This window comes from Nocardiopsis sp. EMB25 (genome assembly GCF_026797795.1).
In the GTDB taxonomy this organism is placed as follows: domain Bacteria; phylum Actinomycetota; class Actinomycetes; order Streptosporangiales; family Streptosporangiaceae; genus Nocardiopsis; species Nocardiopsis lucentensis.
In genome coordinates, this window is the sequence record NZ_JAMTDN010000001.1 from 3,128,982 (window position 1) to 3,151,582 (window position 22,601).

At 71.2% G+C, this 22,601-nt stretch carries 19 protein-coding genes; 10 read left to right on the forward strand and 9 right to left on the reverse strand.

From position 1 onward, the window contains the following. Nucleotides 1-234 precede the first annotated feature (234 nt). A complete protein-coding gene (locus tag KIK06_RS13495) occupies nucleotides 235-1,623 on the reverse strand; it encodes a sugar porter family MFS transporter (protein ID WP_017597970.1) in 1,389 nt (462 codons plus the stop codon). Nucleotides 1,624-1,866: 243 nt separating this feature from the next. Here KIK06_RS13495 and KIK06_RS13500 point away from each other — a divergent pair, with 243 nt between their 5' ends. Further along, a complete protein-coding gene (locus KIK06_RS13500) occupies nucleotides 1,867-2,544 on the forward strand; it encodes a hypothetical protein (RefSeq protein WP_017597969.1) in 678 nt (225 codons plus the stop codon). Between the two features lie 125 nt (nucleotides 2,545-2,669). Here KIK06_RS13500 and KIK06_RS13505 read toward each other — a convergent pair whose 3' ends face one another. From KIK06_RS13505 to KIK06_RS13525, 5 genes are all read right to left on the reverse strand, one after another. Continuing rightward, the gene (locus KIK06_RS13505; protein WP_268643385.1) at nucleotides 2,670-3,926 is read right to left on the reverse strand and encodes a heparan-alpha-glucosaminide N-acetyltransferase domain-containing protein; all 1,257 of its coding nucleotides are present in this window, start codon (nucleotides 3,924-3,926) and stop codon (nucleotides 2,670-2,672) included. A gap of 82 nt (nucleotides 3,927-4,008) precedes the next feature. Continuing rightward, nucleotides 4,009-6,081, reverse strand: coding sequence for an acetoacetate--CoA ligase (locus KIK06_RS13510; protein WP_268643387.1), 2,073 nt, complete (start codon nucleotides 6,079-6,081; stop codon nucleotides 4,009-4,011). A gap of 266 nt (nucleotides 6,082-6,347) precedes the next feature. Next, entirely contained in the window at nucleotides 6,348-7,022 is a 675-nt protein-coding gene (locus KIK06_RS13515; protein ID WP_017597966.1) for an HAD family hydrolase, read from the reverse strand. Between the two features lie 80 nt (nucleotides 7,023-7,102). Next, entirely contained in the window at nucleotides 7,103-7,723 is a 621-nt protein-coding gene (locus tag KIK06_RS13520; protein ID WP_268643389.1) for a DUF4126 domain-containing protein, read from the reverse strand. Between the two features lie 147 nt (nucleotides 7,724-7,870). Next, nucleotides 7,871-9,262, reverse strand: a complete 1,392-nt coding sequence (locus KIK06_RS13525) for a hypothetical protein (RefSeq protein WP_268643390.1) — start codon at nucleotides 9,260-9,262, stop codon at nucleotides 7,871-7,873. Between the two features lie 324 nt (nucleotides 9,263-9,586). Here KIK06_RS13525 and KIK06_RS13530 point away from each other — a divergent pair, with 324 nt between their 5' ends. Together KIK06_RS13530 and KIK06_RS13535 are read left to right on the forward strand one after the other, a co-directional pair. Next, a complete protein-coding gene (locus KIK06_RS13530; protein ID WP_017597964.1) occupies nucleotides 9,587-9,877 on the forward strand; it encodes a metal-sensitive transcriptional regulator in 291 nt (96 codons plus the stop codon). 123 nt (nucleotides 9,878-10,000) lie between these two features. Then, nucleotides 10,001-10,357 carry a hypothetical protein gene (locus tag KIK06_RS13535; protein ID WP_268643392.1) on the forward strand — a complete coding sequence of 119 codons (357 nt, stop codon included), beginning with the start codon at nucleotides 10,001-10,003 and terminating at the stop codon, nucleotides 10,355-10,357. 24 nt (nucleotides 10,358-10,381) lie between these two features. Here KIK06_RS13535 and KIK06_RS13540 read toward each other — a convergent pair whose 3' ends face one another. Beyond that, complete coding sequence (locus KIK06_RS13540; RefSeq protein WP_268643394.1) at nucleotides 10,382-11,758, reverse strand: NAD(P)/FAD-dependent oxidoreductase; 1,377 nt, start codon at nucleotides 11,756-11,758, stop codon at nucleotides 10,382-10,384. 266 nt (nucleotides 11,759-12,024) lie between these two features. Between KIK06_RS13540 and KIK06_RS13545 the strand changes: the two genes are divergently transcribed. Together KIK06_RS13545 and KIK06_RS13550 are read left to right on the forward strand one after the other, a co-directional pair. After that, on the forward strand, nucleotides 12,025-12,444 hold the full coding sequence (locus KIK06_RS13545) for a hypothetical protein (RefSeq protein WP_268643395.1): 420 nt from the start codon (nucleotides 12,025-12,027) through the stop codon (nucleotides 12,442-12,444). Between the two features lie 141 nt (nucleotides 12,445-12,585). Beyond that, a complete protein-coding gene (locus KIK06_RS13550) occupies nucleotides 12,586-13,623 on the forward strand; it encodes an alpha/beta hydrolase (RefSeq protein WP_017597961.1) in 1,038 nt (345 codons plus the stop codon). Between the two features lie 55 nt (nucleotides 13,624-13,678). Here KIK06_RS13550 and KIK06_RS13555 read toward each other — a convergent pair whose 3' ends face one another. Both KIK06_RS13555 and KIK06_RS13560 read right to left on the reverse strand, forming a co-directional pair. Beyond that, nucleotides 13,679-15,151 (reverse strand): catalase, encoded by a 1,473-nt coding sequence (locus KIK06_RS13555; protein ID WP_268643396.1) that lies wholly within the window; start codon nucleotides 15,149-15,151, stop codon nucleotides 13,679-13,681. A 97-nt stretch (nucleotides 15,152-15,248) separates the two neighbouring features. After that, nucleotides 15,249-15,863 carry an SACE_7040 family transcriptional regulator gene (locus KIK06_RS13560; protein WP_017597959.1) on the reverse strand — a complete coding sequence of 205 codons (615 nt, stop codon included), beginning with the start codon at nucleotides 15,861-15,863 and terminating at the stop codon, nucleotides 15,249-15,251. Nucleotides 15,864-15,997: 134 nt separating this feature from the next. On the opposite strand from KIK06_RS13560, the gene KIK06_RS13565 reads away from it, so the two are divergent. The 5 genes from KIK06_RS13565 (at nucleotide 15,998) to KIK06_RS13585 (ending at nucleotide 22,487) form a co-directional block, all read left to right on the forward strand. Beyond that, complete coding sequence (locus KIK06_RS13565) at nucleotides 15,998-17,608, forward strand: carboxyl transferase domain-containing protein (RefSeq protein WP_268645979.1); 1,611 nt, start codon at nucleotides 15,998-16,000, stop codon at nucleotides 17,606-17,608. Between the two features lie 7 nt (nucleotides 17,609-17,615). Beyond that, nucleotides 17,616-19,709 carry an acetyl/propionyl/methylcrotonyl-CoA carboxylase subunit alpha gene (locus tag KIK06_RS13570; protein ID WP_268643397.1) on the forward strand — a complete coding sequence of 698 codons (2,094 nt, stop codon included), beginning with the start codon at nucleotides 17,616-17,618 and terminating at the stop codon, nucleotides 19,707-19,709. Further along, on the forward strand, nucleotides 19,706-20,863 hold the full coding sequence (locus KIK06_RS13575) for an acyl-CoA dehydrogenase family protein (RefSeq protein ID WP_268643398.1): 1,158 nt from the start codon (nucleotides 19,706-19,708) through the stop codon (nucleotides 20,861-20,863). The genes KIK06_RS13570 and KIK06_RS13575 overlap by 4 nt, the downstream gene beginning before the upstream one ends. Before the next feature lie 478 nt (nucleotides 20,864-21,341). Next, the gene (locus KIK06_RS13580; protein ID WP_026127488.1) at nucleotides 21,342-22,019 is read left to right on the forward strand and encodes a hypothetical protein; all 678 of its coding nucleotides are present in this window, start codon (nucleotides 21,342-21,344) and stop codon (nucleotides 22,017-22,019) included. A 309-nt stretch (nucleotides 22,020-22,328) separates the two neighbouring features. Then, a complete protein-coding gene (locus KIK06_RS13585; RefSeq protein ID WP_017597951.1) occupies nucleotides 22,329-22,487 on the forward strand; it encodes a hypothetical protein in 159 nt (52 codons plus the stop codon). Nucleotides 22,488-22,601 lie beyond the last annotated feature (114 nt).

Sequence of the window (22,601 nt, forward strand, 5' to 3'; positions counted from 1 at the left end):
GCTCTCCGGCGCGGTACGGGCATCCCGTCCGGGCCGTCAGGCAGTCACCATAACCCCGGTCCGCGCGGGCGTCAGTACCCGCGCGGACCGCGCCGACCAAGGTTGGAGGAGCATCCAACCCGACAGAGATGGAGCATTAGGATGATCCTCTAACTTGGCCGCGAAAACCCCCATAAATCGCCCCTCGCCCCCGAAGGCCACCCGCCGAGACGAGGAGCGCGGTCTAGACCGGACTCATCCCATCTCCTCCAGCGAGCGGCCCTTGGTCTCGGGCACCCACCGGAGGACGAACGGGATCGAGAGCAGGGCGAACAGCGCGTACAGCACGTAGGAACCCGACAGGTTCCACTCCGACAGCGAGGGGAAGCTGACGGTGATCAGCCAGTTGGCGACCCACTGCGCGCACGCGGCGACACCGAGGGCGGCGGCCCGGATGCGGTTGGGGAACATCTCGCCGAGCATCACCCACACGACCACGCCCCAGGAGAGGGCGAAGAAGAGCACGAACGCGTGTGCGGCGACCAGGGCGACGGCGCCCTGGAGATCGGGCAGGGCGATCCCGGCGGCGGTCTCGGTCGTGAAGGAGAACGCCCACGCCGCCAGGCCGAGCGAGACGGCCATACCGGCCGAACCCACCACGGCCAGCGGCTTGCGGCCGACCCGGTCGACGAGCAGCATCGCGATCACGGTGCCGATGATGTTGATGATCGACGTGGTGAACGAGTAGAGGAAGGAACCGCTCGGGTCGACACCGACCGACTGCCACAGCGAGGAGCTGTAGTAGAAGATCACGTTGATGCCGACCAGCTGCTGGAAGACCGACAGGCCGATACCGACCCACACGATGGGCAGCAGACCGGCGCGACCGCCCATGAGGTCGCGGAGCGTGGACCTGTGCTCGCTGCGCATCCGCTCGTCGATCCGGGCGACCTCGGCGTCCAGGTCGACACCGGCGGGCTCGACCGTCGCGAGCACCCGCTTGGCCTCCTCCCTCCGCCCCCGGGCGACCAGGTAACGCGGCGACTCGGGGATGCGCAGCGCCAGCAGTCCGTAGACCACGGCCGGAACCACCTCGACGCCCAGCATCACCTGCCAGGCCTCCAGGCCCATCAGCGTGCCGCGCTGCTCGCCCCCGGCGAGAGCGAGCAGCCCCCAGTTGACCAGCTGGGAGATGGCGATGCCCAGGACGATCGCGGCCTGCTGGAACGAGGCGAGCCGCCCCCGGTAGGCGGCCGGCGCCACCTCGGCGATGTAGGCCGGGGCGATGACCGAGGCCATCCCGATGGCCACACCGCCCAGGGCGCGCCAGAACGCCAGGTCCCAGACCGCGATGGGCAGCATGGAGCCCAGCGCGCTGATCGTGAACAGCACCGCGGCGAACTGCATGACCCTGGGCCGGCCGACGCGGTCGGCCAGGCGGCCCGCGGCCATGGCGCCCGCCGCCGCGCCGAGCAGGGGGATGGCGATGACCGCGCCGAGCAGCCCCGACCCGACACCGAACCTGCCCCGGATCCCCTCGACCGCCCCGTTGATCACGGCGCTGTCGTAGCCGAAGAGGAAACCGCCCATCGCCGCCGCCGCGGCGATGAAGACGACGTAACGCAGGTGAGGGCCGGCCGACATCCTCGGTCTCGCCGGTGACGTGGTGCTCACGTGATCTCCTTGCCATCGTCAACTTGAGGGAAACGCCGGATGATGGCGCTCACAACTTCAAGAAGTGTAAACAAACTAGTGATGCAAGGCACAAGTCAGGCACAACATAGAAACCTTGTGTTCAAGGAATAAACACACGAGACCCCACCTACAGGGCGACAGTGGCGCAGGTGTGATCTGCATCATATGAGCGGCCGCCAGTAATCTGTGGGCATGGCGGAGTTCCGAATCAGCAGTGACGACCAGATCGACCTGCGCAGGATGGCCGCGGCGCTCGTGGAGTCCCAGGGATGGGCGCGCGAGGAGGTCAGCATCTGGGACACCCGCCGTGGCGAGGTGATCGTGACCGTGGACGACGCGCTGCTGCGCGGTCCACAGGAGGACCCGCTCAACCGCCCTCGGCACACACCGCACGACGTCCACGCGGCCTGCGAGTGGCTGCGGCGCGAGGACCCGTCACTGCGTCGCGTCGACTTCCCGACCCTGCGGCGGGAGACGGCGCGCTTCTTCTCCGCCGGGTGGACCCTGGCCGACGTGCGGCACGCGCTGGCCCACCGCCCCGACCACACGCCGTGGGAGAAGGGGCCGGAGGGAACGGACTGGCTGCGCGCCCGCCTGGGGGCCTGGCGCACCCCGGACGGGGACATCCGCCCCTCGAGGTCCCAGGAGGCGGCGCAGCTGCGGGTGATCAGCCGCGCGGGGCTGCCCATGGACATCGGCCTGCCCGAGGACGCCGAGGTCGCCCACCGGCCGGTGGCGCGTCCGGAGGTGGCACGGTCGGCCGCCGACGACGCGCGGCGGCTGATCCAGCAGAACACCCGGACCACGACCGACTCCCTGGCCCACCGGGACCGCACCGCCGACCACATCACCCGCCCGGATCGGACGTAGGCGGTGCCCGCCGTCTCGGCCGGGCCGGACGCTCGTTCCTCGCCGGGGCGCAGGCAGCCCTGACGGCACCCGTACAAGGACCACCGCGGTCACCCGCTCCCGGGGAACGGGCCCGGTGACCGGCCTCAGCCGCCCCTCGCCTGTCTGGCCTCCGCCACGCTCACGTCCACCCCGTCGGCGATCACGCCCAGGAGGGACTCCAACGGCCCCCGCCCCACGGCGATCCGCCACAGGACCGCGAACACGGCCGCCCCCAGGACGAACCACTCCAGCAGCCACGGAGAGCGCCACTCCCCGCTCGACAGACCGATGACGACGGCGATCGCGAACAGATGGCCGGTGTAGACGGTCAGCGGCATCCGCCCCACCGACGACAGCGGGTACATGAGCCGGCGCGCGCGCTCGGCCAGCCACACACACGCCACGATGACGATCAGCGCCTGGCCCACCGCCTGGGCGATCTCGAACGTGGTGCCGGTGTGCGGTGTGCCCACCGCCAGCCACCACCAACTGTCCGTCGGCACCTGACCGGAGATGGAGTACATCTCATCCTCCACCCCGGCGCGCAGTGACTCCAACAGCACCGGATCGGTGGCCACGGTCGAGGGCCGGCCCACCGTCATCGGTCCTCCCGCCACCGCCAGGCGATCCAACCCGCCCAGCGGGTGCAGCAGGAGCCACGATCCCCCGTAGGCGAACACGCTCAGCCCCGCGCCCACCGCGAGCAGCCGCCACCTCACGGCGGTGGCGGACAGGTCCGTGCGGCCGAGCGCCATGCCCGCGTACACGAAGGCCATGAAGGTGATCGCCGGGTAGTAGCCGGTCAGGAGGAACTCGGTGACCGAACCGAGCGAGGACAGCCGGGGTTCGGGCGCCCCCATGGCCGAACGCAGCGCGAACGACACGGCTGGACCGACGACCGCGAGCACGCCCGCCACCGCCCACAGCGCCCCGGCGCGGAGCCGCACCAGCGGCAGGGCCAGCAGGAAGTAGCCCGCGTAGTAGGTGAGGATGATCGCGACGGGCACGCCCATCAGGTCGAGGAGGACGCCCAGCAGGCCGATGACCGCCGCGCGGGTCACGACGCGTACGGTGGCGCCGCGCAGCGCCTCACCGTCCGAGGGCGTGGTGCGGCCGGTCATGAAGGCCAGGGACAGTCCGGCCAGGAGGGCGAAGAGCGCGGAGGAGTTGCCGCGCACGAACGTGTGCAGGGCGGTGGCGCCGTCCTCGGGCAACAGCCCGACCGAGGCCACCCCCAGGTGCACGGTGAACATCCCGAACACGGCGAGGGCTCGGGCGGCGTCGATACCGTCGATCCTGGGGCTGGGGACCGTGGAGTCGGTGGCGGCTCTGGGACTGTCGTCGGATCGGTTCTGGGCCACGTTCGTCAGGCTATGCCCATACTTTCATCCGGCCCAACCCCGCGGGCGCGTGGTCCGACGCACCCGCGGGGAGGCCGACGCCTCAGACCTGGCCGGACGGGCGGTCGGTCAGCCGGGTGAAGTAGTCGAGCGCCTCCGGGTTGGCCAGCGAGTCGCGGCTGACCACCTTGTCGGGGCTCTCCCCCATGAGGATCCGCTTGACCGGGACCTCCAGGACCTTGCCCGACAGGGTGCGGGGAACGGCGCTGATCGCGCGGACGCGGTCGGGCACGTGTCTGGGTGAACAGTCGGTGCGCACCCGACGGGCGATCTCCTTGGGCAGGTCTCCCTCCAGGTCCGCGCCGGGGCGCAGGACGGTGAACAGCTCGATCTTCGACGACCCGTCCTTTTGGGGAACGTCCACGACCAGGGCGTCGACGACCTCGTCCAGGGCGAGGACGGCACGGTAGATCTCGCTGGTGCCCATGCGCACGCCGCCGCGGTTGATGGTCGAGTCGGAGCGGCCGTAGATGATCGCGGTCCCCCGGTCGGTGATCTCGATCCAGTCCCCGTGCCGCCAGATCCCCGGGTAGACGGAGAAGTAACTGTCGCGCAGCCGCTCACCGTCCGGGTCGCCCCAGAAGCGGACCGGCATGGACGGGGCGGGCTGGGTGACCACCAACTCGCCCACCTCGCCGACGAGCTCCTTGCCGTCCGGGTCCCAGGAGGCCACGGCGAAGCCGAGCGCCCGGGACTGGATCTCGCCCTCGTACACGGGCAGGGTGGGCGTGCCGCCGACCAGGCAGCTGCACACGTCCGTGCCCCCGCTCGTGGAGAACAGCCACAGGTCGTCACCGAACTCCTCGTACACCCAGGTGAAGGCCTCAGGGCTGAGCGGGGACCCGGTGGAGCCGATCGCGCGGAGCGCGGACAGGTCACGCCCCTGGCGCGGGCGCACGCCTTCCTTCATGCAGGACGACAGGAACCCCGCACTGGTGCCGAAGACCGTGACGCCCGCCCGCTCGGCGAGGTCCCACAGCGCACCGAGGTCCGGCATGGGAGGTTCCGCGGCCGAAGGCCGTCCGTTGAGGGTGGTGGGCGACGGGTGGGCCGGGCTGCCGTCGTACAGGACGATGGACGCCTTGGTCAGCAGCACGCTGGCCAGGAAGTTCCACATCATCCAGCCCGTGGTGGTGAACCAGAAGACCCGGTCGTCCTCGCGGGCGTCCAGGTGGAGGTGGAGGTTCTTGAGCTGTTCGAGGAGGATCCCGCCGTGGCCGTGCACGATGGCCTTGGGCAGGCCCGTGGTGCCGGAGGAGTAGAGCACCCAGAGGGGGTGGTCGAAGGGGACGGGGGTGAACTCCAGCTCGGGTTCGGCGCCGTCGGCGGACGCGGGGCCCTCCAGCGCGCTCCAGGGCTCGGTGTCCGCCACCTCGGCGCCGGGGGTGAGGTAGTCCAGCAGCACGGTGTGCTCGACGGTGGGCAGGGCCTCACGCAGCTCCGCCACGACGGGGCGGCGGTCGAAGTCCTTGCCCCCGTAGCGGTACCCGTCCACGGCCAGGAGCACCTTCGGTTCGATCTGCGCGAACCGGTCGATGACGCTGCGCACGCCGAAGTCGGGCGAGCAGGAGGACCACACCGCGCCGAGGGAGGCGACCGCGTAGAACGCGGCGATGGTCTCGGGCAGGTTGGGCAGGTAGGCGACCACCCGGTCGCCCGGGCCCACACCGCGCTCACGCAGGCCGGCGGCGATCGCGGCGGTGCGGCGGCGCAGTTCGCCCCAGGTCCACTCGCCCAGGGGACGCAGTTCGGTCGCGTGGCGGATGGCGACCGCGTCGTCGTCACGGCCCTCGAAGATGTGCCGGGCGTAATTGAGGGTGGCGCCGGGGAACCAGCGCGCGCCCGGCATGATCCGCTCGGCGAGGACGCTCTCGTAGGGGGTCTGCGACCGAACTCCGTAGTACTCCCAGATCGCCTGCCAGAACCCCTCGATGTCGGTGGCCGACCATCGCCACAGGGCGTCGTAGTCGAACGCCTCCAGGGTGGTCGCGCCCTCGCCGAAGGCGCGGACCCCCTTGTGTTCCGTCGCCCAGCGGGCGAACGCGACGATGTTCGAGGAGTCGGCCGTGGCCTCGTCCGGCTCCCAGAGCACACGGGGCACGCTGCTCTCCGTCATTGGCCAGCCTTCCCAGTCGCATGGCTGTGTGTGAATGTGAGACCCATATAACACCACCGTGTGGTCGGGCTTCCGCCCCGCCCCTCGGGGTTGCGAAGGACGGGGCCGGACCCGGATCCGGCGACGGGATCGCAGGTCACCACGGCCGTGTGGGAGATGTGGCGGGTCCACCCACACAAGGGCGCGAGGGGGTGGGAAGGCCATCTTGACGACCACGGGAAGGCCGTGTGATGGGATGACCGGACGTCACGCGGAGTGACTCTGGGTCAGACTCCACGCAGGGCCGCGACGGCGGCGACCGGCGAGTCGACGACCGTGGCCCCGGTCGCCTCCAGCCGTTCCCGGGCCATGAGCCCGCTGGCGACCAGGAGCGCGTTCGCCCCGGCCTCGTGCGCGGCGCGCGCGTCGTCGTCGATGTCCCCGATCAGCACGACCTTGGCGGGGTCGACCCCCTGCCGGTCGAGGTGGTGCACGAGGTGCTCGGCCTTGGAGTCCTTCACGGTCGCGAATCGGCGACCGTCCACGCGGGTGAAGTGCGCGTCGAGGCCGCGCTCGGCGATCAGCGGGACCAGGTGTTCGTGGGAGGCCATGGACAGCAGTGACTGCGTGCCTCCGCCGCCGACCCAGTCGTGCAACACGTCCGGTACTCCGTCGGCCAGTGTGCAGCGGGGCAGGTGCTCGAGGTAGCTGCGATCGTAGAGCTCCTCGGCCTCGTCCCACTCACCGTCCTCGAAGGCACGGCCCAGCAGGTCCTCGTAGCAGGGAATGAGGGGACGCCGGAACACGGAGCGCCAGTACTCCATCTCCACGGGCGCGCGGCCGAACCTGGCGCACACGGCGTTCACCGCGGCGAGGTTGGCGTGGTTGTCGTCCAGGAGGGTGCCGTTCCAGTCCCAGACGATGTGGGTGATGTCGCGTCGGTCAAAAGTCGTCTCAGCCATTGTGAGCACCTTATGGGCAGCGGGTCGACACCGGAATGCGTCGTTCGCCACCCCGCCACCCGGTCATCCCCCTGGTCGTCTCAGGTCACGTCCCGTCCGGCGGCGCGTTCCTCACGCCGCCGCGCCCTCAGCCGGCGCCTGCGCCGCACGGCCCAGACACCGGTCAGGACCATGCAGGGGAACACGATGAGGATGAGGATCGGCAGCACGATCGCCAGAACCGCCGTGACGGCGCTGACGACGTCTTCGATCACGGAGACCACCGGGCCGCCCACACCACCGGTCAGGGTGTTGACCACCGGCCGGGACACGGCCTTGAGGACGTGGAAGACGAGTGCGACGACGACACCCGCCAGGACCGCGCTCCAGTCGACGCCGTCAGCGGCGGCCGTGGCGCCCAGGTCGGACAGCTCGACGGAGGTCGCGCCCGCGCCGAACGTGACGCCTCCGGCGGAGGGGCGGATCACGGTCTGGACGGCGTCGTTGAGGCTGTCCAGGGCGGGGACCTTGTCGGCGACGAACTCGACCACCAGAAGGACCGTGAGGCACACGAGGGTGACGGGGTGCTCCAGCCACGACCAGGTGGGCCCGAGGGGGACGAGGTCGGTGAAGCGGGCGAGCAGGCCGACCAGGAGGAGGGGAATGTAGGCGTTCAGCCCCGACGCCGAGGACAGCCCCAGGCCGGTGAGGGTGGCGATCATGCGCTTCCTTCGTGTTCTCCGTGGCGGAGGGGGCGTACCCGTGGCACGCCCCCTCACTACGCCGGTGTACACGTGTTGACGCGCATCCGCCGCCCGCGGTTTCGGCCCGGGGCACGGGCCCGCGGTCCGGCCCCGGGGCAGCCCGGATCAGCTCCGGCGCCTCCGAGCGGCGATCAGCGCGGTGACACCGGCCGAGACGACCACGAGTCCGGCGACGACCATGGCGGCGATCCCGGTCCCGGTCAGCGCGAGACGGTCACCGAAACCGCCCTCGGGCTGGACCACCGTCCACTCGTCGGCGCCGCCCGTCCCGAACTCGGTCTCGACGTCGGACCCGACACCCGCGTCAGGCCCGGTGTCCGTGCCGGACTCGGCGTCGACCACCGCCCGACCGTCCTCGTGCGAGAGGCGGTGGGAGTCATACGGGTAGTACGGATCGTCCGTCGGCGACGGCGTCGGGTTCGGAGACGGCTCAGGGCTGGGCTCCGGCGAAGGCTCAGGGCTGGGCTCCGGGCTGGGGCTCGGAGACGGCGAGGGCTCCGGGCTGGGCGAGGGTTCCGGACTCGGGCTGGGCTCTGGGCTGGGCTCCGGCGAAGGCTCCGGGGTGGGCGAAGGAGTCGGTTCCGGACTCGGCTCCGGGCTCGGAGACGGCGAGGGCTCCGGACTCGGCTCCGGGCTCGGAGAAGGACTGGGACTCGGGCTCGGAGAAGGCGAGGGCTCCGGGCTGGGCGACGGGTCCAGTGGAGCGCAGTCCATCGTGACATCGCCCAGGACCAGGTCGAAGAGCATCACCGTCTCTCCGGTGGGCTGCCCGCTCTCGTCCAGGAGTCGGGCCGTGGCCGACAGGGCGAGCTCCGCGTGCCCCCGGCTCCCCTCGACTTCCTGGACCTGCTGGGTGGTCACGGAGACCCGGACACCGGACGTCCCCGGCCCGTAGTCACCCGTGAAGTCGAGGGCGGTCGTCTGGAGTTGCTGGGAGACGGGGACCGACCGCCCGAAGACCGACACGGACACCGCCGCGGTCAGGAAGATGGGGTCGTGCGGGTAGGTGCAGTTGACGCTGTTCTGCCAGGTGGCGACGTCCAGGACCTGGGTGAGTCCGCCAGCGGCCGGTGTCCCCTCGTTCACGATCACCTGGGCGGGTCCGGCCGTACCCTCGGGCTGCGGCACCAGCAACTGGGTGAACGCCCCGTCGGCCCTGGCACGCGCGCTCGACGGGTTGAGGGTGGTCTCCACGACGGCGGTCCCCGTCGCGGAGGGGACGTTGGCGTCGATCACCGACGCGGGCCCGGAACCGACGACCCACTCCTCCGTGGCGTCGGCGCCGCCGACCTCGACCACGCCCCGGCTGCCCGTGACGGCTCCGGGGCCGTAGACGTCCGGATCCAGCGTGAGCTGGGCCCACGTGCTCGTCGCGTAGGGCGTCGCGGGCTGGGCCTCCACCTTGGGCATGCCGAAGGTGGCGCCGACGACGATCAGCCCGGACGCAGTCAGCGCCGAGACCGACGCGACAGCGCCTGTCCGAGCCTTTCTCAGCACAGTTTCACGAAGCGTATTCAAAGAATCACCCTATGTAGTTAATGCTGGCCAGACTGTCCAACGTTAGCCAGCGGATGTGGGCGCGGCCGGAGCACCAGACGACGACACGCGTCAAGATCGGGCAAACTTCAAGGACCGGAACCGAGAGCCGGCGAGCGGGCGCCCCCACCCGATTCGCGTGGAGAACCTCCCCACGCCGAACCGGCCGGAACGCGCGCACTCCGGCCGCGCGCATCGGAGGAATACACCCGAACCCTCCGCCATTGAATACCGCGTAGGGGTATACTCATCGCATCTGAACAGGGACGACACGGAAACGGCGACATGGCGGCAACGCACGGCTACAGCAACGACAAGCAGAGTCACATCAACCGACTGCGCCGCATCGAGGGACAGATCCGCGGCCTCCAGCGCATGGTCGAGGACGACCAGTACTGCATCGACATCCTCACCCAGACCTCGGCGGTGAACAAGGCACTGCGTTCCTTCGCCCTGTCCATGCTCGACGAACACCTCAAGCACTGCGTCGCGCACGCCGTCGCCAGTGGCGGCGACGAGGCCGACGAGAAGGTCCGCGAGGCCTCCGAAGCGATCGCCCGACTGGTCCGTTCCTGACCCCCGACCCCCGCGGCCTCCCCTCGGCCCGCGCGGCGCGACGAACGTGCCGCATGTCCCCCACCCTCCCGTCCTCCGCCCCAGGAGAACAGCCGTTCCCGCGAGATCGAACACCGACTGGCCGTGCCCGTGCTCGTGTCGGCACTCGCCTCCGTGCCCGCCGTCTTCCTCGGCCCATGGGTGGTGGAACCCGGTCGACCGTCGGTGGTGTGGTCACGCGGCTCGCCGGGCTCCTGTCTCTGGGTCGGGTGGGCCGTGCTCTTCGCGCTGGCCGAGAACCGGCGCGCGTGGCTGCGCGAGCACCCGTGGATGACGGTCATCGCGGCCGCAACGGTCCCCGCCGTCCTGTTCGCGCTCGGCCCCGGCCCTGGTCCCGCGGCGGCGGACGGGGCTGAGCACCCCTGGCGCCGTCTCCGGGACCTCCGCTCCCCCGAAGGTCCCGAACACAGGCGGAGCTCCGGGGGCACCGGGCCCCGGTGACGGCGAACCGCCAGAGCCCGGTCCTCAGTCCTCGCCGAAACGCGCGCGCAGGTTCTCCATCAGCCGGGCGCCCTCCCTGCGTGAGGTGTCCACGTCCAGGTAGTCCACAGCCTCCTTGTCCACGAACGAGGACGGCCTACCGTCGTCCGCGAACCCCAGTCGGGACACCTCGCCCCCGGTGAACGCGCGGATCGCCCAGTTGGACAGGATCCGGGCTCGGGCGGGCGTGGAGGGCACGGACGCCAGGTGGTAGCCGCGTGTGGCCGCGAGCGCGGGCGGTCCGCTCAGGTCGAACTTGAGCACGCGGGCCAGCGCGTCCTTGCCGCTCAGGTCCACGACCAGCCCCATGTCACGATGCCGGAACTCCTGGAGCGGGCGCCCGAGGATGGAGGAGACCACGTTCGCGGCGACCGTGGCGGCCTGACGGCTGGCGTACTGCGCGGTCGGAGGGCAGTAGGTGTGCTCCGTGTGGGCGAGATTGGGAACCGCGGCGGCGTCGCCGAGCGCGAACACGTCGTCCAGTCCGGGGACCCGCAGGTCGGTGCCGACCTCCAGTCGCCCGCGCTCCGTGGGCTTGCCCAGCGTCTCCATGAGCGGGCTCGGCGCGACACCGGCCGTCCAGATGAGGGTGCGGCAGGGCAGGGCCCGCCCGTCGGTCAGGACGACCTTGTCCGCGGTGACGTCACGGACGGTGACCTTGAGCTTGACCTCGATGCCCATGCCGCGCAGCATGTCGAGCGCCTTGCGGCCGAGGCGGTCGCCGAGTTCGGGCAGGACCTTGGGTGCGATGTCGACCAGGTGCCAGCTGATCGCCGACCGCAGTTCCGGGTACCGGCGCGCGGCCTCCTCGGTGAGCCGCAACAGTGAGGCCGCGGTCTCCACTCCGGTGTAGCCGCCCCCGACCACGATGAACCGGCAGCGTTCCTCCCGTTCGATCGGGTCGCGGCTGTCGTTGGCCAGTTCCAACTGGGCGAGTATGTGATCGCGCAGCAGCACGGCTTCGGCGAGGGTCTTGGCTCCGTAGGCGTGCTCGGTCAGCCCGGGGATGTCGAAGGACCGGGTGAGCCCGCCGGGCGCGAGGACCAGGCGGTCGTAGGGGCACGGCGCGAGCTCACCGGTCGAGCGCCGGACGACGACCATCCGGTCCGCCGTGTCGACCCCCACCGCGTGTCCGGGGATGAGCCTGGTGTCGCGGGTGAGCCGGTGCACGGACATCGCGACGGACTGGGGAGTGAGCAGCCCGGACGCGACCTGGGGCAGCAGCGGGCTGTAGAGCATGTAGTCGTGCGGGGCGACGAGGGCGATGTCGGCCATCCCCCTCGGGATCCGGCGTTCGAGGTGACGCAGGGTGTGGAGCCCGCCGAAACCCGCTCCGACCACCACGATACGAGGCCGAGACATCAGTTCACCGTTCCTTCTGCGCGTCTGGTCACCACCGAACGCGGGCGTACCCGTCGGCGGGTGTCCGTACGGCCCCGCGAGGACGACCCGCACGAGAGGTTTGCGCGCCTTTATTGACCTTTGTCCGTGTCCACGAAAGCCATACGGGCACTTCAGCACCCCGTAACCCACACATGACCTGACAAGACGGACACTTGTTGACTGTGTGTGGTTATGAGATCACAGAATGCATGACCACGTGAGACCGAAGGGAGCAGGGAACGCGTATGCGTGCGTTCACCAAGATCGCCGTCGCCTCGGCACTGGCCGGGGGACTGTCCGTCGTCGGGCTGGGAAGTGCCCTCGCCCAGCCGCCGGACGACCCGGTGGAGACGGTGGAGGAGACCACCGAGGGGGTCACCGAGACCGCTGAGGCGGCGGCCGGGGACGTCCCCGAGCTGTCGCCGGAAGCGGCGGCCCTGCTGGAGGACCCGGCGGTCCAGGAGCTCCTGTCGAACCCGGACGCCGTCGAGCTGCTGAGCGACCCCGACGCGCTGGCGGTCATCGAGCGGCTCCTCGCCACGGACGACCCTCTCGGCACCCTTGGAGCGGTCGACACCGGCGCGGTCGAGGACGTCACCGAACCCGTCGGCGGCGTGGAGGACACGGTCGGTGGGGCGACCGACCCCGTCGGCGGCCTGGTCTGAGCCGCGGTTCACACCGCACCCCCCGGGGCGCCCGCCTCGGGGGGTGCGGCACGCGTGGACACCGCACACCGCACGTCCGACCGCGGCGCGGTCGCGCCGCACCGATCCGACACCGATTCCCATCCCACGGGAGACACAGCGATGACCGCAAGAAAGATCGTGCTGGAGGACGCGGCACGCGCGTTCGCCGACGCCAACTCCACGGAGCCGTTCATCTACCAGCTCCCGCCGCACGAGGGCCGCGAGGTCCTGGAGAACGTCCAGAGCGGCTACGGAGTGATGAAGCCCGACGTCGACGCCGAGTGGACCACGATCTCGGGAGGACCGACCGGGCAGGTCCCGGTACGCGTCGTCCGGCCGTCCGGCGCCACCGGAGTGCTTCCGGCGATCCTCTACATCCACGGGGCCGGGTGGGTCTTCGGCAGTTCGCGCACCCACGACCGCCTCGTCCGGGAGCTGGCCGTCCGCACCGGGGCCGCGGTGGTCTTCCCCGAGTACGACCGCTCGCCCGAGGCCAGGTACCCGACCGCCATCGAGCAGAACTACACCGTCGCGCGGTGGGTGACGCGCCACGGCGCCGACAGGGGGCTGGACGCCCAACGCATGGCGGTGTGCGGGGACTCCGTGGGCGGCAACATGGCGATCGCGATGACCCTGATGGCCAAGGAGCGCGGTGACGTGCACCTGCGGGGGCAGGCCCTGTTCTACCCCGTCACCGACGCGAACTTCGACACCGGGTCCTACCGTGAGTTCGCCACGGGCTACTTCCTCAACCGGGACGGGATGATCTGGTTCTGGGACCAGTACACCCAGGACCCGGAGCAGCGCGCCGAGATCACCGCCTCACCGCTGCGCGCCTCGATCGACCGGTTGCGCGACCTGCCGCCCGCCCTCGTGCTCAACGGGGAGGCCGACGTGCTCCGCGACGAGGGCGAGGCCTACGCCAACAGGCTGCGCGAGGCCGGGGTCCCGGTGACGGCGGTGCGATTCCAGGGCATGATCCACGACTTCATGATGCTGGACGCTCTGCGCGAGACCCACGCCAACCGGGCCGCTCTCGTGCTCGCGGCGAACTTCCTCGGCGAGGTGCTGGAGACCACGGCCGCGGTGCCCCGCCAGCGCGCCGAGAGCGCGCGATCGGGGTCCTCCGCCGAGGCGGGACGTCCCACAGGATCCTGACAGAACCGACGGGGCCGCGGGAGAAACTCCCGTGGCCCCGCCCTCGTGGTCCCGTTCAGCCGCCGTTGAGCTCGGTGGCCACGCGCTCGCCGATGTCGGAGTCGATGTCACGCCAGTACTTCAGCGCGCGGGAGAGCACGCCCTGGTCGGTGACCGTGGACATGTGTCCGGCGATGTTGGACACCAGGCGCGCCCTGGCCGCGTCGTCCATGACGTCGTTGATGAGCGCCCGGGGCTGGACGAAGTCGTCGTCGTCCCGGTGCCGGCTGTAGGCCTCGCGGACCAGCTCGCCCGCCTCGACCTGCCAGCCCGTCGGGTCCACCCCCGTCTGGTCCCCGGCGTCGGGGCCGCCGAAGGAGTTCGGGTGGTACACCTGGGCGGTCCCCGGCGGGTAGGAGCGCATCCGCCCGTCCTTGGAGTAGGAGCGCACCGGCACGCGCGGCCGGTTGGGCGGGAGCTCGTCGTAGTTGACGCCGATCCGGTACCGGTGCGTGTCGGGGTAGGAGAACAGGCGGGCGAGCAGCATCTTGTCCGGGGACGGACCGACGCCCGGTACCAGGTTCGACGGCTCGAAGGCCGCCTGCTCGACGTGGATGAAGTGGTTCTCCGGGTTCTCCTCCAGCGTCATCCGCCCGACCTCGATCAGCGGATAGTCGCCGTGCGGCCACACCTTGGTCAGGTCGAAGGGGTTGAACCGGTAGTCCGCCGCGTCCTCCAGCGGCATGATCTGCACCTTCAGCGTCCACGACGGGTGGTCGCCGCGCTCGATCGCCATGTACAGGTCGCGCCGGTAGTGGTCGGCGTCGGCCCCGGCGAGCCGGTCGGCGTCGGCCTGGGTGAGGAAGTCGGCGCCCTGGTCGGTGACGAAGTGGTACTTGACCCACACCCGCCTGCCCTCGGCGTTGACCCACATGTAGGTGTGCGAGCTGTAGCCGTTCATGTGGCGGAAGTTCTTCGGGACGCCCCGGTCACCCATGAGCCAGGTCACCTGGTGCGCCGACTCCGGGGACAGCGACCAGTAGTCCCACTGCATCGTGTTGTCGCGCAGCCCCGTGCGCGGGTCGCGCTTCTGGGAGCGGATGAAGTCCTGGAACTTCTGCGGGTCGCGCATGAAGAACACCGGGGTGTTGTTGCCGACCATGTCGTAGTTGCCCTCGCGGGTGTAGAACTTCAGCGCGAATCCGCGCGGGTCCCGCCAGGTGTCCGGGCTGCCGAGCTCGCCCGCGACGCTGGAGAAACGCGCGAGCATCGGGGTCTGTCGGCCCGGTTGGAACACGTCCGCCCGCGTGAACTCGCTGACGTCGTTCGTCACCCGGAAGGTCCCGTAGGCGCCGCTGCCCTTGGCGTGCACCACCCGCTCCGGGACGCGTTCCCGGTTGAAGTGGGCCATCTTCTCGATCAGGTAGGCGTCGTGCAGGACCAGCGGCCCGTCCCGGCCCACACTCAGCGAGTGCTCGTCGCTGGCCACGGGCGTACCCGCGTTGGTGGTGGTGATCGGCTCACCGCTTCGTCCAGGGCCCTCGACCATGGAACTCCCCCCTCGTCCACGCTTTCGCGTCCCCGGAGGTCGGGGCCCCGGGGACGTGTCCGAGGCGTGGCCTACCCGGGGGCCGGTCAAGGTACGGTCAACGCGCGGACGCGGGGCCCAAAGCCCCGGCGGAGGGCGGCGGTTCGGGAACGGTGAGCGCGGCGGTGCCCATGGTCAGCAGGAGCTCGGCCATCCGGTCGCGTGGCAGTTCGCCCAGACTGTGCGGGGTGGAGTTGAGCAGGCCGAAGGTGGCGTGGACGGCGGCGCGCAGGGTGACGCGCGAGGCCTTGGGACGCAGCGCGGCCAGGACGTCCACCCACTCCTCCACGTAGCCGCGTTGTAGTCGGCGGACGCGGCGGCGGTCCGCCTCCGTGAGGTTGCCCAGTTCCCGGTCGTGGACGGTGATCAGCGCGGGTTCGTCCAGTGAGAAGGCGATATGGCCGCGCAGGAGCAGCTCCAGGGCCTCCTCAGGGGCCGAGGCGCGTGCCACGAGCTCCGCGCCGCGCCGGGCGAGCCGTTCACTGATGTCGACGAGGACCTCGCCGAGCAGGGCCTCCTTTCCCGGGAAGTGCCGGTACAGCGCGGGACCCGTGGTGCCCACGGCCCGGCCGAGTTCGTCGATGGTCACGCCCCGGTACCCGCGTTCGGCGAAGAGTCGGGCCGCCGCGCCCAGGATCGCCGTTCGGCGTTCGATCGTCGGTCTCGGCCCCATCCGCCCCGCCTCTCGTCGATTCCGCGGCGGCGCGCCGCCCCGCCTCTGGACACCCATGTTAGTAGTTATTAACATCACAGAAGTTAGTGAGCATTAACATCCCTCCACGAGAGGACACCATGAGCAGGGCATCCGTGCTCGGTTCGGCGGTCGACACCGCCGGACCCGCGTTCGCCGCCAACGACGCGGCGAACCGCGCCCTCGCCCTGGAGCTGCGGGAACGGATCGCCACCGCAGCCCTGGGCGGCCCGGAGAAGACCCGGGCACGCCACGTCGAACGCGGCAAGCTCCTACCGCGCGACCGCGTCGACCTCCTCCTCGACCCCGGCTCCCCGTTCCTGGAGATCTCCCCGCTGGCCGCCTACGGCTTGTACGGGAAGGACGGGCAGGACGCGCCGGGGGCGGGGATGATCGCGGGCGTCGGACAGGTGGCCGGTCGCCCCGTGGTCGTGGTCGCTAACGACGCCACGGTCAAGGGCGGCAGTTACTACCCGATGACGGTCAAGAAGCACCTGCGCGCGCAGGAGGTGGCTCTGCACAACCGCCTGCCGTGCGTCTACCTCGCCGACTCCGGGGGCGCCTTCCTGCCGATGCAGGACGAGGTGTTCCCCGACCGCGAGCACTTCGGACGGATCTTCTACAACCAGGCCACCATGTCCCGGCTCGGCATCCCGCAGATCGCGGCCGTGCTGGGTTCGTGCACGGCCGGGGGCGCCTACGTCCCGGCGATGAGCGACGAGGCGGTCATCGTCCGCGAGCAGGGCACGATCTTCCTGGGCGGGCCCCCGCTGGTCAAGGCCGCCACGGGGGAGGTCGTCACGGCCGAGGAGCTGGGCGGAGGCGACCTGCACTCCCGGGTCTCCGGCGTCACCGACCACCTGGCCGACGACGACGCCCACGCCCTCACCCTCGTGCGGCGCGTCGCCGACACCCTGGGGCCGCCCGGCCCCCCGGCCTGGGAGACGCGCGAACCGCGCCCGCCCGAGCTGGACCCCGAGGAGCTGTACGGGGTGGTCCCCTCCGACACCCGCACCCCCTACGACGTGCGGGAGGTCATCGGCCGGATCGTCGACGGCAGCGAGTTCACCGAGTTCAAGGCCGAGTACGGCACGACCCTGGTCACCGGGTTCGCGCACCTGCACGGCCACCCGGTCGGGATCATCGCCAACAACGGCATCCTGTTCGCCGAGTCGGCGCTCAAGGGCGCCCACTTCATCGAGCTGTGCGACCGCCGCGGCATCCCCCTGGTCTTCCTCCAGAACATCTCCGGCTTCATGGTCGGCCGCGACTACGAGGCGGGCGGGATCGCCAAGCACGGCGCGAAGATGGTCACCGCCGTGGCCTGCGCCCGCGTCCCCAAGTTCACCGTGGTCGTCGGCGGATCCTTCGGGGCGGGCAACTACAGCATGTGCGGCCGCGCCTACTCCCCCCGGTTCCTGTGGATGTGGCCTAACGCCCGGATCTCGGTGATGGGCGGCGAACAGGCCGCGTCCGTGCTCTCCACCGTCCGCCGCGACCAGCTGGCCGCCCGGGGCGAGGAGTGGTCGGCCGAGGACGAGGAGGCGTTCAAGGCGCCCATCCGCGACCAGTACGAGGATCAGGGCAGCCCCTACTACTCCACCGCCCGCCTGTGGGACGACGGCGTCATCGACCCCGTCGACACCCGCGAGGTGCTCGCCATGGCCCTGTCCGCCGCCCGCCACGCGCCGCTGGAGCCGGTGGGCTACGGCGTCTTCCGGATGTGAGGAACCCGTGACCACGACCTCCGTACCCACGGCGACCGTACTCGTCGCCAACCGGGGCGAGATCGCCCTGAGAATCCTGCGCACGCTACGGCGGATGGGAATCGGATCGGTGGCGGTGTACACCGACGCCGACGCTGACGCGCCGCACACCCTGGCCGCCGACCTGGCCCTGCGGGTCGACGGCTATCTGGACGCCCCCGCGATCGTCGCCGCCGCCCTGGAGGCCGGGGCGACGATGGTCCACCCCGGCTACGGCTTCCTGTCCGAGAACGCCGACTTCGCCCGGGCCTGCGCGGACGCGGGCCTCACGTTCGTCGGCCCGCCCGCCTCCGCGATCGAGGCGATGGGCGACAAGATCCGCGCCAAGGACACCGTCGCCGCCGCCGGGGTGCCCGTCCTCGGCGGGTTCACCGAGAAGCCCGGACGGCCGCTGTCGGACGAGGAGCTGGTGGTGGCGGCCGAGTCCACGGGCTACCCGCTGCTCATCAAGCCCTCCGCGGGCGGGGGCGGCAAGGGGATGCGGGCCGTCCACTCCCCGGACACGCTGCTGGCCGACGCCGCCGCGGCGCGCCGGGAGGCGCTGGCCTCGTTCGGGGACGCCACGCTGCTCGTGGAACGCCTGGTCCAGCGCCCCCGCCACATCGAGGTCCAGGTGCTGGCCGACCGCCACGGCAACGTCGTCCACCTGGGCGAGCGCGAGTGCAGCCTGCAACGCCGCCACCAGAAGGTGGTCGAGGAGGCGCCCTCACCACTGCTCACCGGGGCCCAGCGGGAGCGGATGGGCCGGGCCGCGGTCGCCGCCGCCCGGGCCTGCGGTTACGAGGGGGCGGGCACGGTCGAGTTCATCGCCGAGTCTGCGGCCGACGGCGAACTGTCCTTCTCCTTCCTGGAGATGAACACCCGCCTGCAGGTCGAGCACCCGGTCACCGAGGAGGTCGTGACGGTCGGCGGCGTACGCGGCGTCGACCTCGTCGAACTCCAGGTGCGTGTGGCCCTGGACGACCCGCTGCCGTTCGGCCAGGACGACGTGGGCTTCGAGGGCCACGCGGTGGAGTCGCGGATCTACGCCGAGGACGCCGACCGAGGCTTCCTGCCGAGCGGCGGACCGATCCTGGCCCTGTCCGAGCCCTCCGGCCACGGGGTTCGGGTGGACTCGGGGATCGCCGAGGGCGGCGAGGTGACCTCCGCCTTCGACCCCATGCTCGCCAAGGTGATCACGTGGGGCCCCGACCGCGCCGAGGCGCTGCGCCGGATGGACGCGGCCCTGGCCGGCTACCTGCTGCTGGGCTGTGTCACCAATACCGCCTACCTGCGTCGACTGCTCCGTCACCCCCGTGTCGTGGCCGGGGACCTGAGCACCGACCTCATCGCGTCCTCGCCCCCCGAACCCGCTCCGGACCGCGTTCCGGAGGAGGTCTACGTGGCCGCCGCCCTGGACCATCAGCTCGACCTGGAACCCGTCGCCACCGCCGACCGGTTCGCCGTCCCCGACGGGTGGCGGATGGGCGGCCCCGCGTGGACGCGGTGGCGGCTGCGTGCGCCCCGGCACGACTCCGCGGTCGTGTACGTGCGCCGGGTGGCGGCCGGGTCGTACCTGGTGCGGGTGGACGGGGAGGAGACCGCGCCCGTCGCGGCCCGCGCCCGCCGTTCCTCCGACGGCAGGCGGCTGACCGTCACCCACGCGGGGCGCACGCGCTCCTACACCCGTGTCCACGACACGGCCACCGCCCACCGCTGGCTGGGTGCCGACGGCGTGGCGTGGACCCTGCACGAGGAGCCCGTGGCCGCCGCCCTGCGCGACGACGAGGCCGCCGCCGACGGCACCGTGCGCAGCCCCATGCCGGGCACGGTGCTCGCCGTTCCGGTCGAGGTGGGGCAGCACGTCACGGCGGGCACCGCGCTGGCCGTCGTCGAGGCCATGAAGATGGAGCACTCCGTGCCCTCCCCGATCGACGGGACCGTCACCGACGTGGCGGTCCGACCGGGCGCGTCCGTACCGATGGACGCCGTCCTGGTGACCGTCACACCCGACGGGACGGAGGACACCACCGCCGACCCGTCCGAACCCACCCCCGCCACCAGCGAGGAGACCACACGATGAACCGCCATGAGCTGTCGACCGAGCACGCTGACCTCCGGGCCTCCGTCGAGGAGTTCGCACGCACCGAGGTCGCGCCCGTGATCGGTGACTTCTACGAGCGGGACGCCTTCCCGTACGAGGTCATCGCCAAGATGGGGCGGATGGGCCTGTTCGGGCTGCCGTTCCCGGAGGAGTACGGGGGGATGGGCGGGGACTACTTCGCCCTGTGCCTGGCCCTGGAGGAGCTGGCCCGGGTCGACTCGTCGGTGGCGATCACGCTGGAGGCCGGCGTGTCGCTGGGCGCGATGCCGATCTTCCGGTTCGGCAGCGAGGAGCAGCGGAAGACCTACCTGCCCAGGCTGTGCTCGGGTGAGGCGCTGGGCGCGTTCGGGCTGACCGAGCCGGACGGCGGGTCGGACGCGGGCGCGACCAAGACCACGGCGCGGCTGGAGGACGGCGAGTGGGTGATCAACGGGACCAAGTCGTTCATCACCAACTCGGGGACCGACATCACGGCGCTGGTGACGGTCACGGCGGTGACGGGACGGCGTGAGGACGGGCGGCCGGAGATCTCGTCGATCCTGGTGCCCTCGGGGACACCGGGGTTCGCGGTCGGGCAGAAGTACTCGAAGGTGGGCTGGAACGCCTCCGACACCAACGAGCTGGTCTTCGAGGACTGCCGGGTGCCCGAGGCCAACCTGGTGGGGGAGCGTGGACGGGGGTACGCGCAGTTCCTGCGGATCCTCGACGAGGGACGCATCGCGATCGCGGCGCTGTCGGTGGGGCTCGCCCAGGGCTGCGTGGACGAGAGCGTGCGCTACGCCCACGAGCGGAGCGCGTTCGGTCACCACATCGGGCACTACCAGGCGATCCAGTTCAAGATCGCCGAGATGGAGGCGCGGGCGCACACGGCGCGGCTGGCCTACTACGACGCCGCGTCCCGGATGCTGGCGGGCGAGCCGTTCAAGAAGGAGGCGGCGGTCGCCAAACTGGTGGCCTCCAACGCGGCGATGGACAACGCGCGTGATGCCACGCAGGTGTTCGGCGGGTACGGATTCATGAACGAGTACCCCGTGGGCCGGTTCTACCGGGACGCCAAGATCCTGGAGATCGGCGAGGGCACGAGCGAGGTGCAGAAGATGCTCATCGCCCGTGAACTGGGCCTGCCCGCCTGATCCGCGGCAGTGGAAGGCCCTCGGGAACGGTGGTGTTCCCGGGGGCCGGTTCCGTCCGTGTTTCGCGGGCCGGTCCGGGGACCGCGGCCGTGGCCGGTTCCGGACAGCCCGAACTGTCCGTGCCCACCGGGTGACCGTACGGTGTACGCGGCGCGAACGAACCGTGGGCCCCATTCCGACCGAGGGAACGAACCCGCTGGTCACAGCGGTGACCACACGGACGGTGGTGGAGCGGGGGCCCGTCGTGGTGCCGGTGCCCACAGGGATCCGCGCGGGTCTGGGAATCGCACGGGGTGTGCGTGACCCCCGGGACCGGCGGGGGTACGACCGGATAGGGGTGACAAGCACCCACGATCAGCACAGAATGGACTCACACGGCCAGGCCCCCTCATACCGGGTCCCGTACCCGAACCGCGCACAGCGGCCCCGCCACGGGTGACGAGGCCGTTCCACGTTCCCCAGCCGGAGGAGACACCGGATGGAAGGCGCTCTGTCAGTGATCGCACTGGTGGCCGTCGTGGTGTCGGCGGGCGCGATCACGGTCGCCGCGCATTTCCGCAAGGACCGGGCGGCCGAGCTCCGCTCCTGGGCCCACGAGCACGGATGGCACTACACCGATCACCATCCGCGGCCCCTGGAGGACACGGTGCTCCCCCGGGCCGTCCACGGCCAGCACGCGCGGTCCCAGTACGTCCTCACCGGGCGGCGCGGAACTCATCTGGTCACCGCTTTCGAGTACACGCACGCCGCCTCGGCGAGTGACCGGCGGGGCACCGGCCGCTCGCGGCACACGTACCGGATCGTGGCCGTGCGCACACCGGGCCCCAACGCGGAACTGGAGATCCGCCGACGCGTGGTGCCCCGTCCGGTCGCCGACGGGACCGAGCCGATCGACGCCGTGTTCGATCTGACCTTCCACACCGCGGGCAGCGACACCGCGTTCACCCGCGCGGTCCTGGACCGGGCGACCAGAGCCTGGCTGCTGGCCGACACCCGTTCCCGGTCCCTTCCCGTGCGCTTCTCCGGCGACCACGTCCTGACCTGGGCGCCCATGCGGCTGGATCCGGACCGGGCGCTCACCGCCGCCGACTACCTCATCGACCTCGTGAACCGGGTGCCGACGACGGCGTGGCACGGCCGCCCGACCGGCCGTTGACCGGCGGGCCGGGGAGGAATCGGAGCCTGCCGACCGACGGACGAGAACTCCGCGCGTGCGGTGCTCGTCCGGGCGGGGCTGAGCCCGGCTGGCGCCGAGGGCGAAGGCCCCGGGCGTCCGCGGGGCGTTCGGGCGGCCTGAGCCAGGAATCCCCACCTATCCCATGAGGGGAGGGAACTCATCTGAGAATCCCCTTCCTCCGGGGAGGGGGCAGTCACAACCGTGTGTACGTGGGACGGAACATGCCGTGCCAGGTGTGAAGGCAAGATAAAATCCGGCTTGCCCCAACGCACAAGGAGTATCATCCCCATGAGCGACCCCAACGCCACGCACAGTATCTCCCGGGCGGAGCTCTTCAAGGACGACGACGAGGAGCGGACCGCGCCGGACCCCAACGCCACGGCCCGGATCTCGCGTGAGGAGCTCTTCAAGGACGACGAGCCGCCGGCGCCCCGAAGCGAGCGCTGACCCACCGCCCCGTCCCGGGTGCGGCGGCCAATCCCCGCCCCGAAACCTCGGGCACGATGTCCTCTGGCAATCGTCGGTTGGCGGCCCACTCGCGGCACGGGGCGCGTCCGGGAC

Excerpts from the sequence above, each read along its gene's own strand:
- KIK06_RS13495 (WP_017597970.1), bottom strand. The coding sequence starts at position 1,623 with ATGTCGGCCGGCCCTCACCTGCGTTACGTCGTCTTCATCGCCGCGGCG.
- KIK06_RS13500 (WP_017597969.1), top strand. The coding sequence starts at position 1,867 with ATGGCGGAGTTCCGAATCAGCAGTGACGACCAGATCGACCTGCGCAGG.
- KIK06_RS13510 (WP_268643387.1), bottom strand. The coding sequence starts at position 6,081 with ATGACGGAGAGCAGCGTGCCCCGTGTGCTCTGGGAGCCGGACGAGGCC.
- KIK06_RS13515 (WP_017597966.1), bottom strand. The coding sequence starts at position 7,022 with ATGGCTGAGACGACTTTTGACCGACGCGACATCACCCACATCGTCTGG.
- KIK06_RS13520 (WP_268643389.1), bottom strand. The coding sequence starts at position 7,723 with ATGATCGCCACCCTCACCGGCCTGGGGCTGTCCTCGGCGTCGGGGCTG.
- KIK06_RS13530 (WP_017597964.1), top strand. The coding sequence starts at position 9,587 with ATGGCGGCAACGCACGGCTACAGCAACGACAAGCAGAGTCACATCAAC.
- KIK06_RS13540 (WP_268643394.1), bottom strand. The coding sequence starts at position 11,758 with ATGTCTCGGCCTCGTATCGTGGTGGTCGGAGCGGGTTTCGGCGGGCTC.
- KIK06_RS13545 (WP_268643395.1), top strand. The coding sequence starts at position 12,025 with ATGCGTGCGTTCACCAAGATCGCCGTCGCCTCGGCACTGGCCGGGGGA.
- KIK06_RS13550 (WP_017597961.1), top strand. The coding sequence starts at position 12,586 with ATGACCGCAAGAAAGATCGTGCTGGAGGACGCGGCACGCGCGTTCGCC.
- KIK06_RS13555 (WP_268643396.1), bottom strand. The coding sequence starts at position 15,151 with ATGGTCGAGGGCCCTGGACGAAGCGGTGAGCCGATCACCACCACCAAC.
- KIK06_RS13560 (WP_017597959.1), bottom strand. The coding sequence starts at position 15,863 with ATGGGGCCGAGACCGACGATCGAACGCCGAACGGCGATCCTGGGCGCG.
- KIK06_RS13575 (WP_268643398.1), top strand. The coding sequence starts at position 19,706 with ATGAACCGCCATGAGCTGTCGACCGAGCACGCTGACCTCCGGGCCTCC.
- KIK06_RS13580 (WP_026127488.1), top strand. The coding sequence starts at position 21,342 with ATGGAAGGCGCTCTGTCAGTGATCGCACTGGTGGCCGTCGTGGTGTCG.
- KIK06_RS13585 (WP_017597951.1), top strand. The coding sequence starts at position 22,329 with ATGAGCGACCCCAACGCCACGCACAGTATCTCCCGGGCGGAGCTCTTC.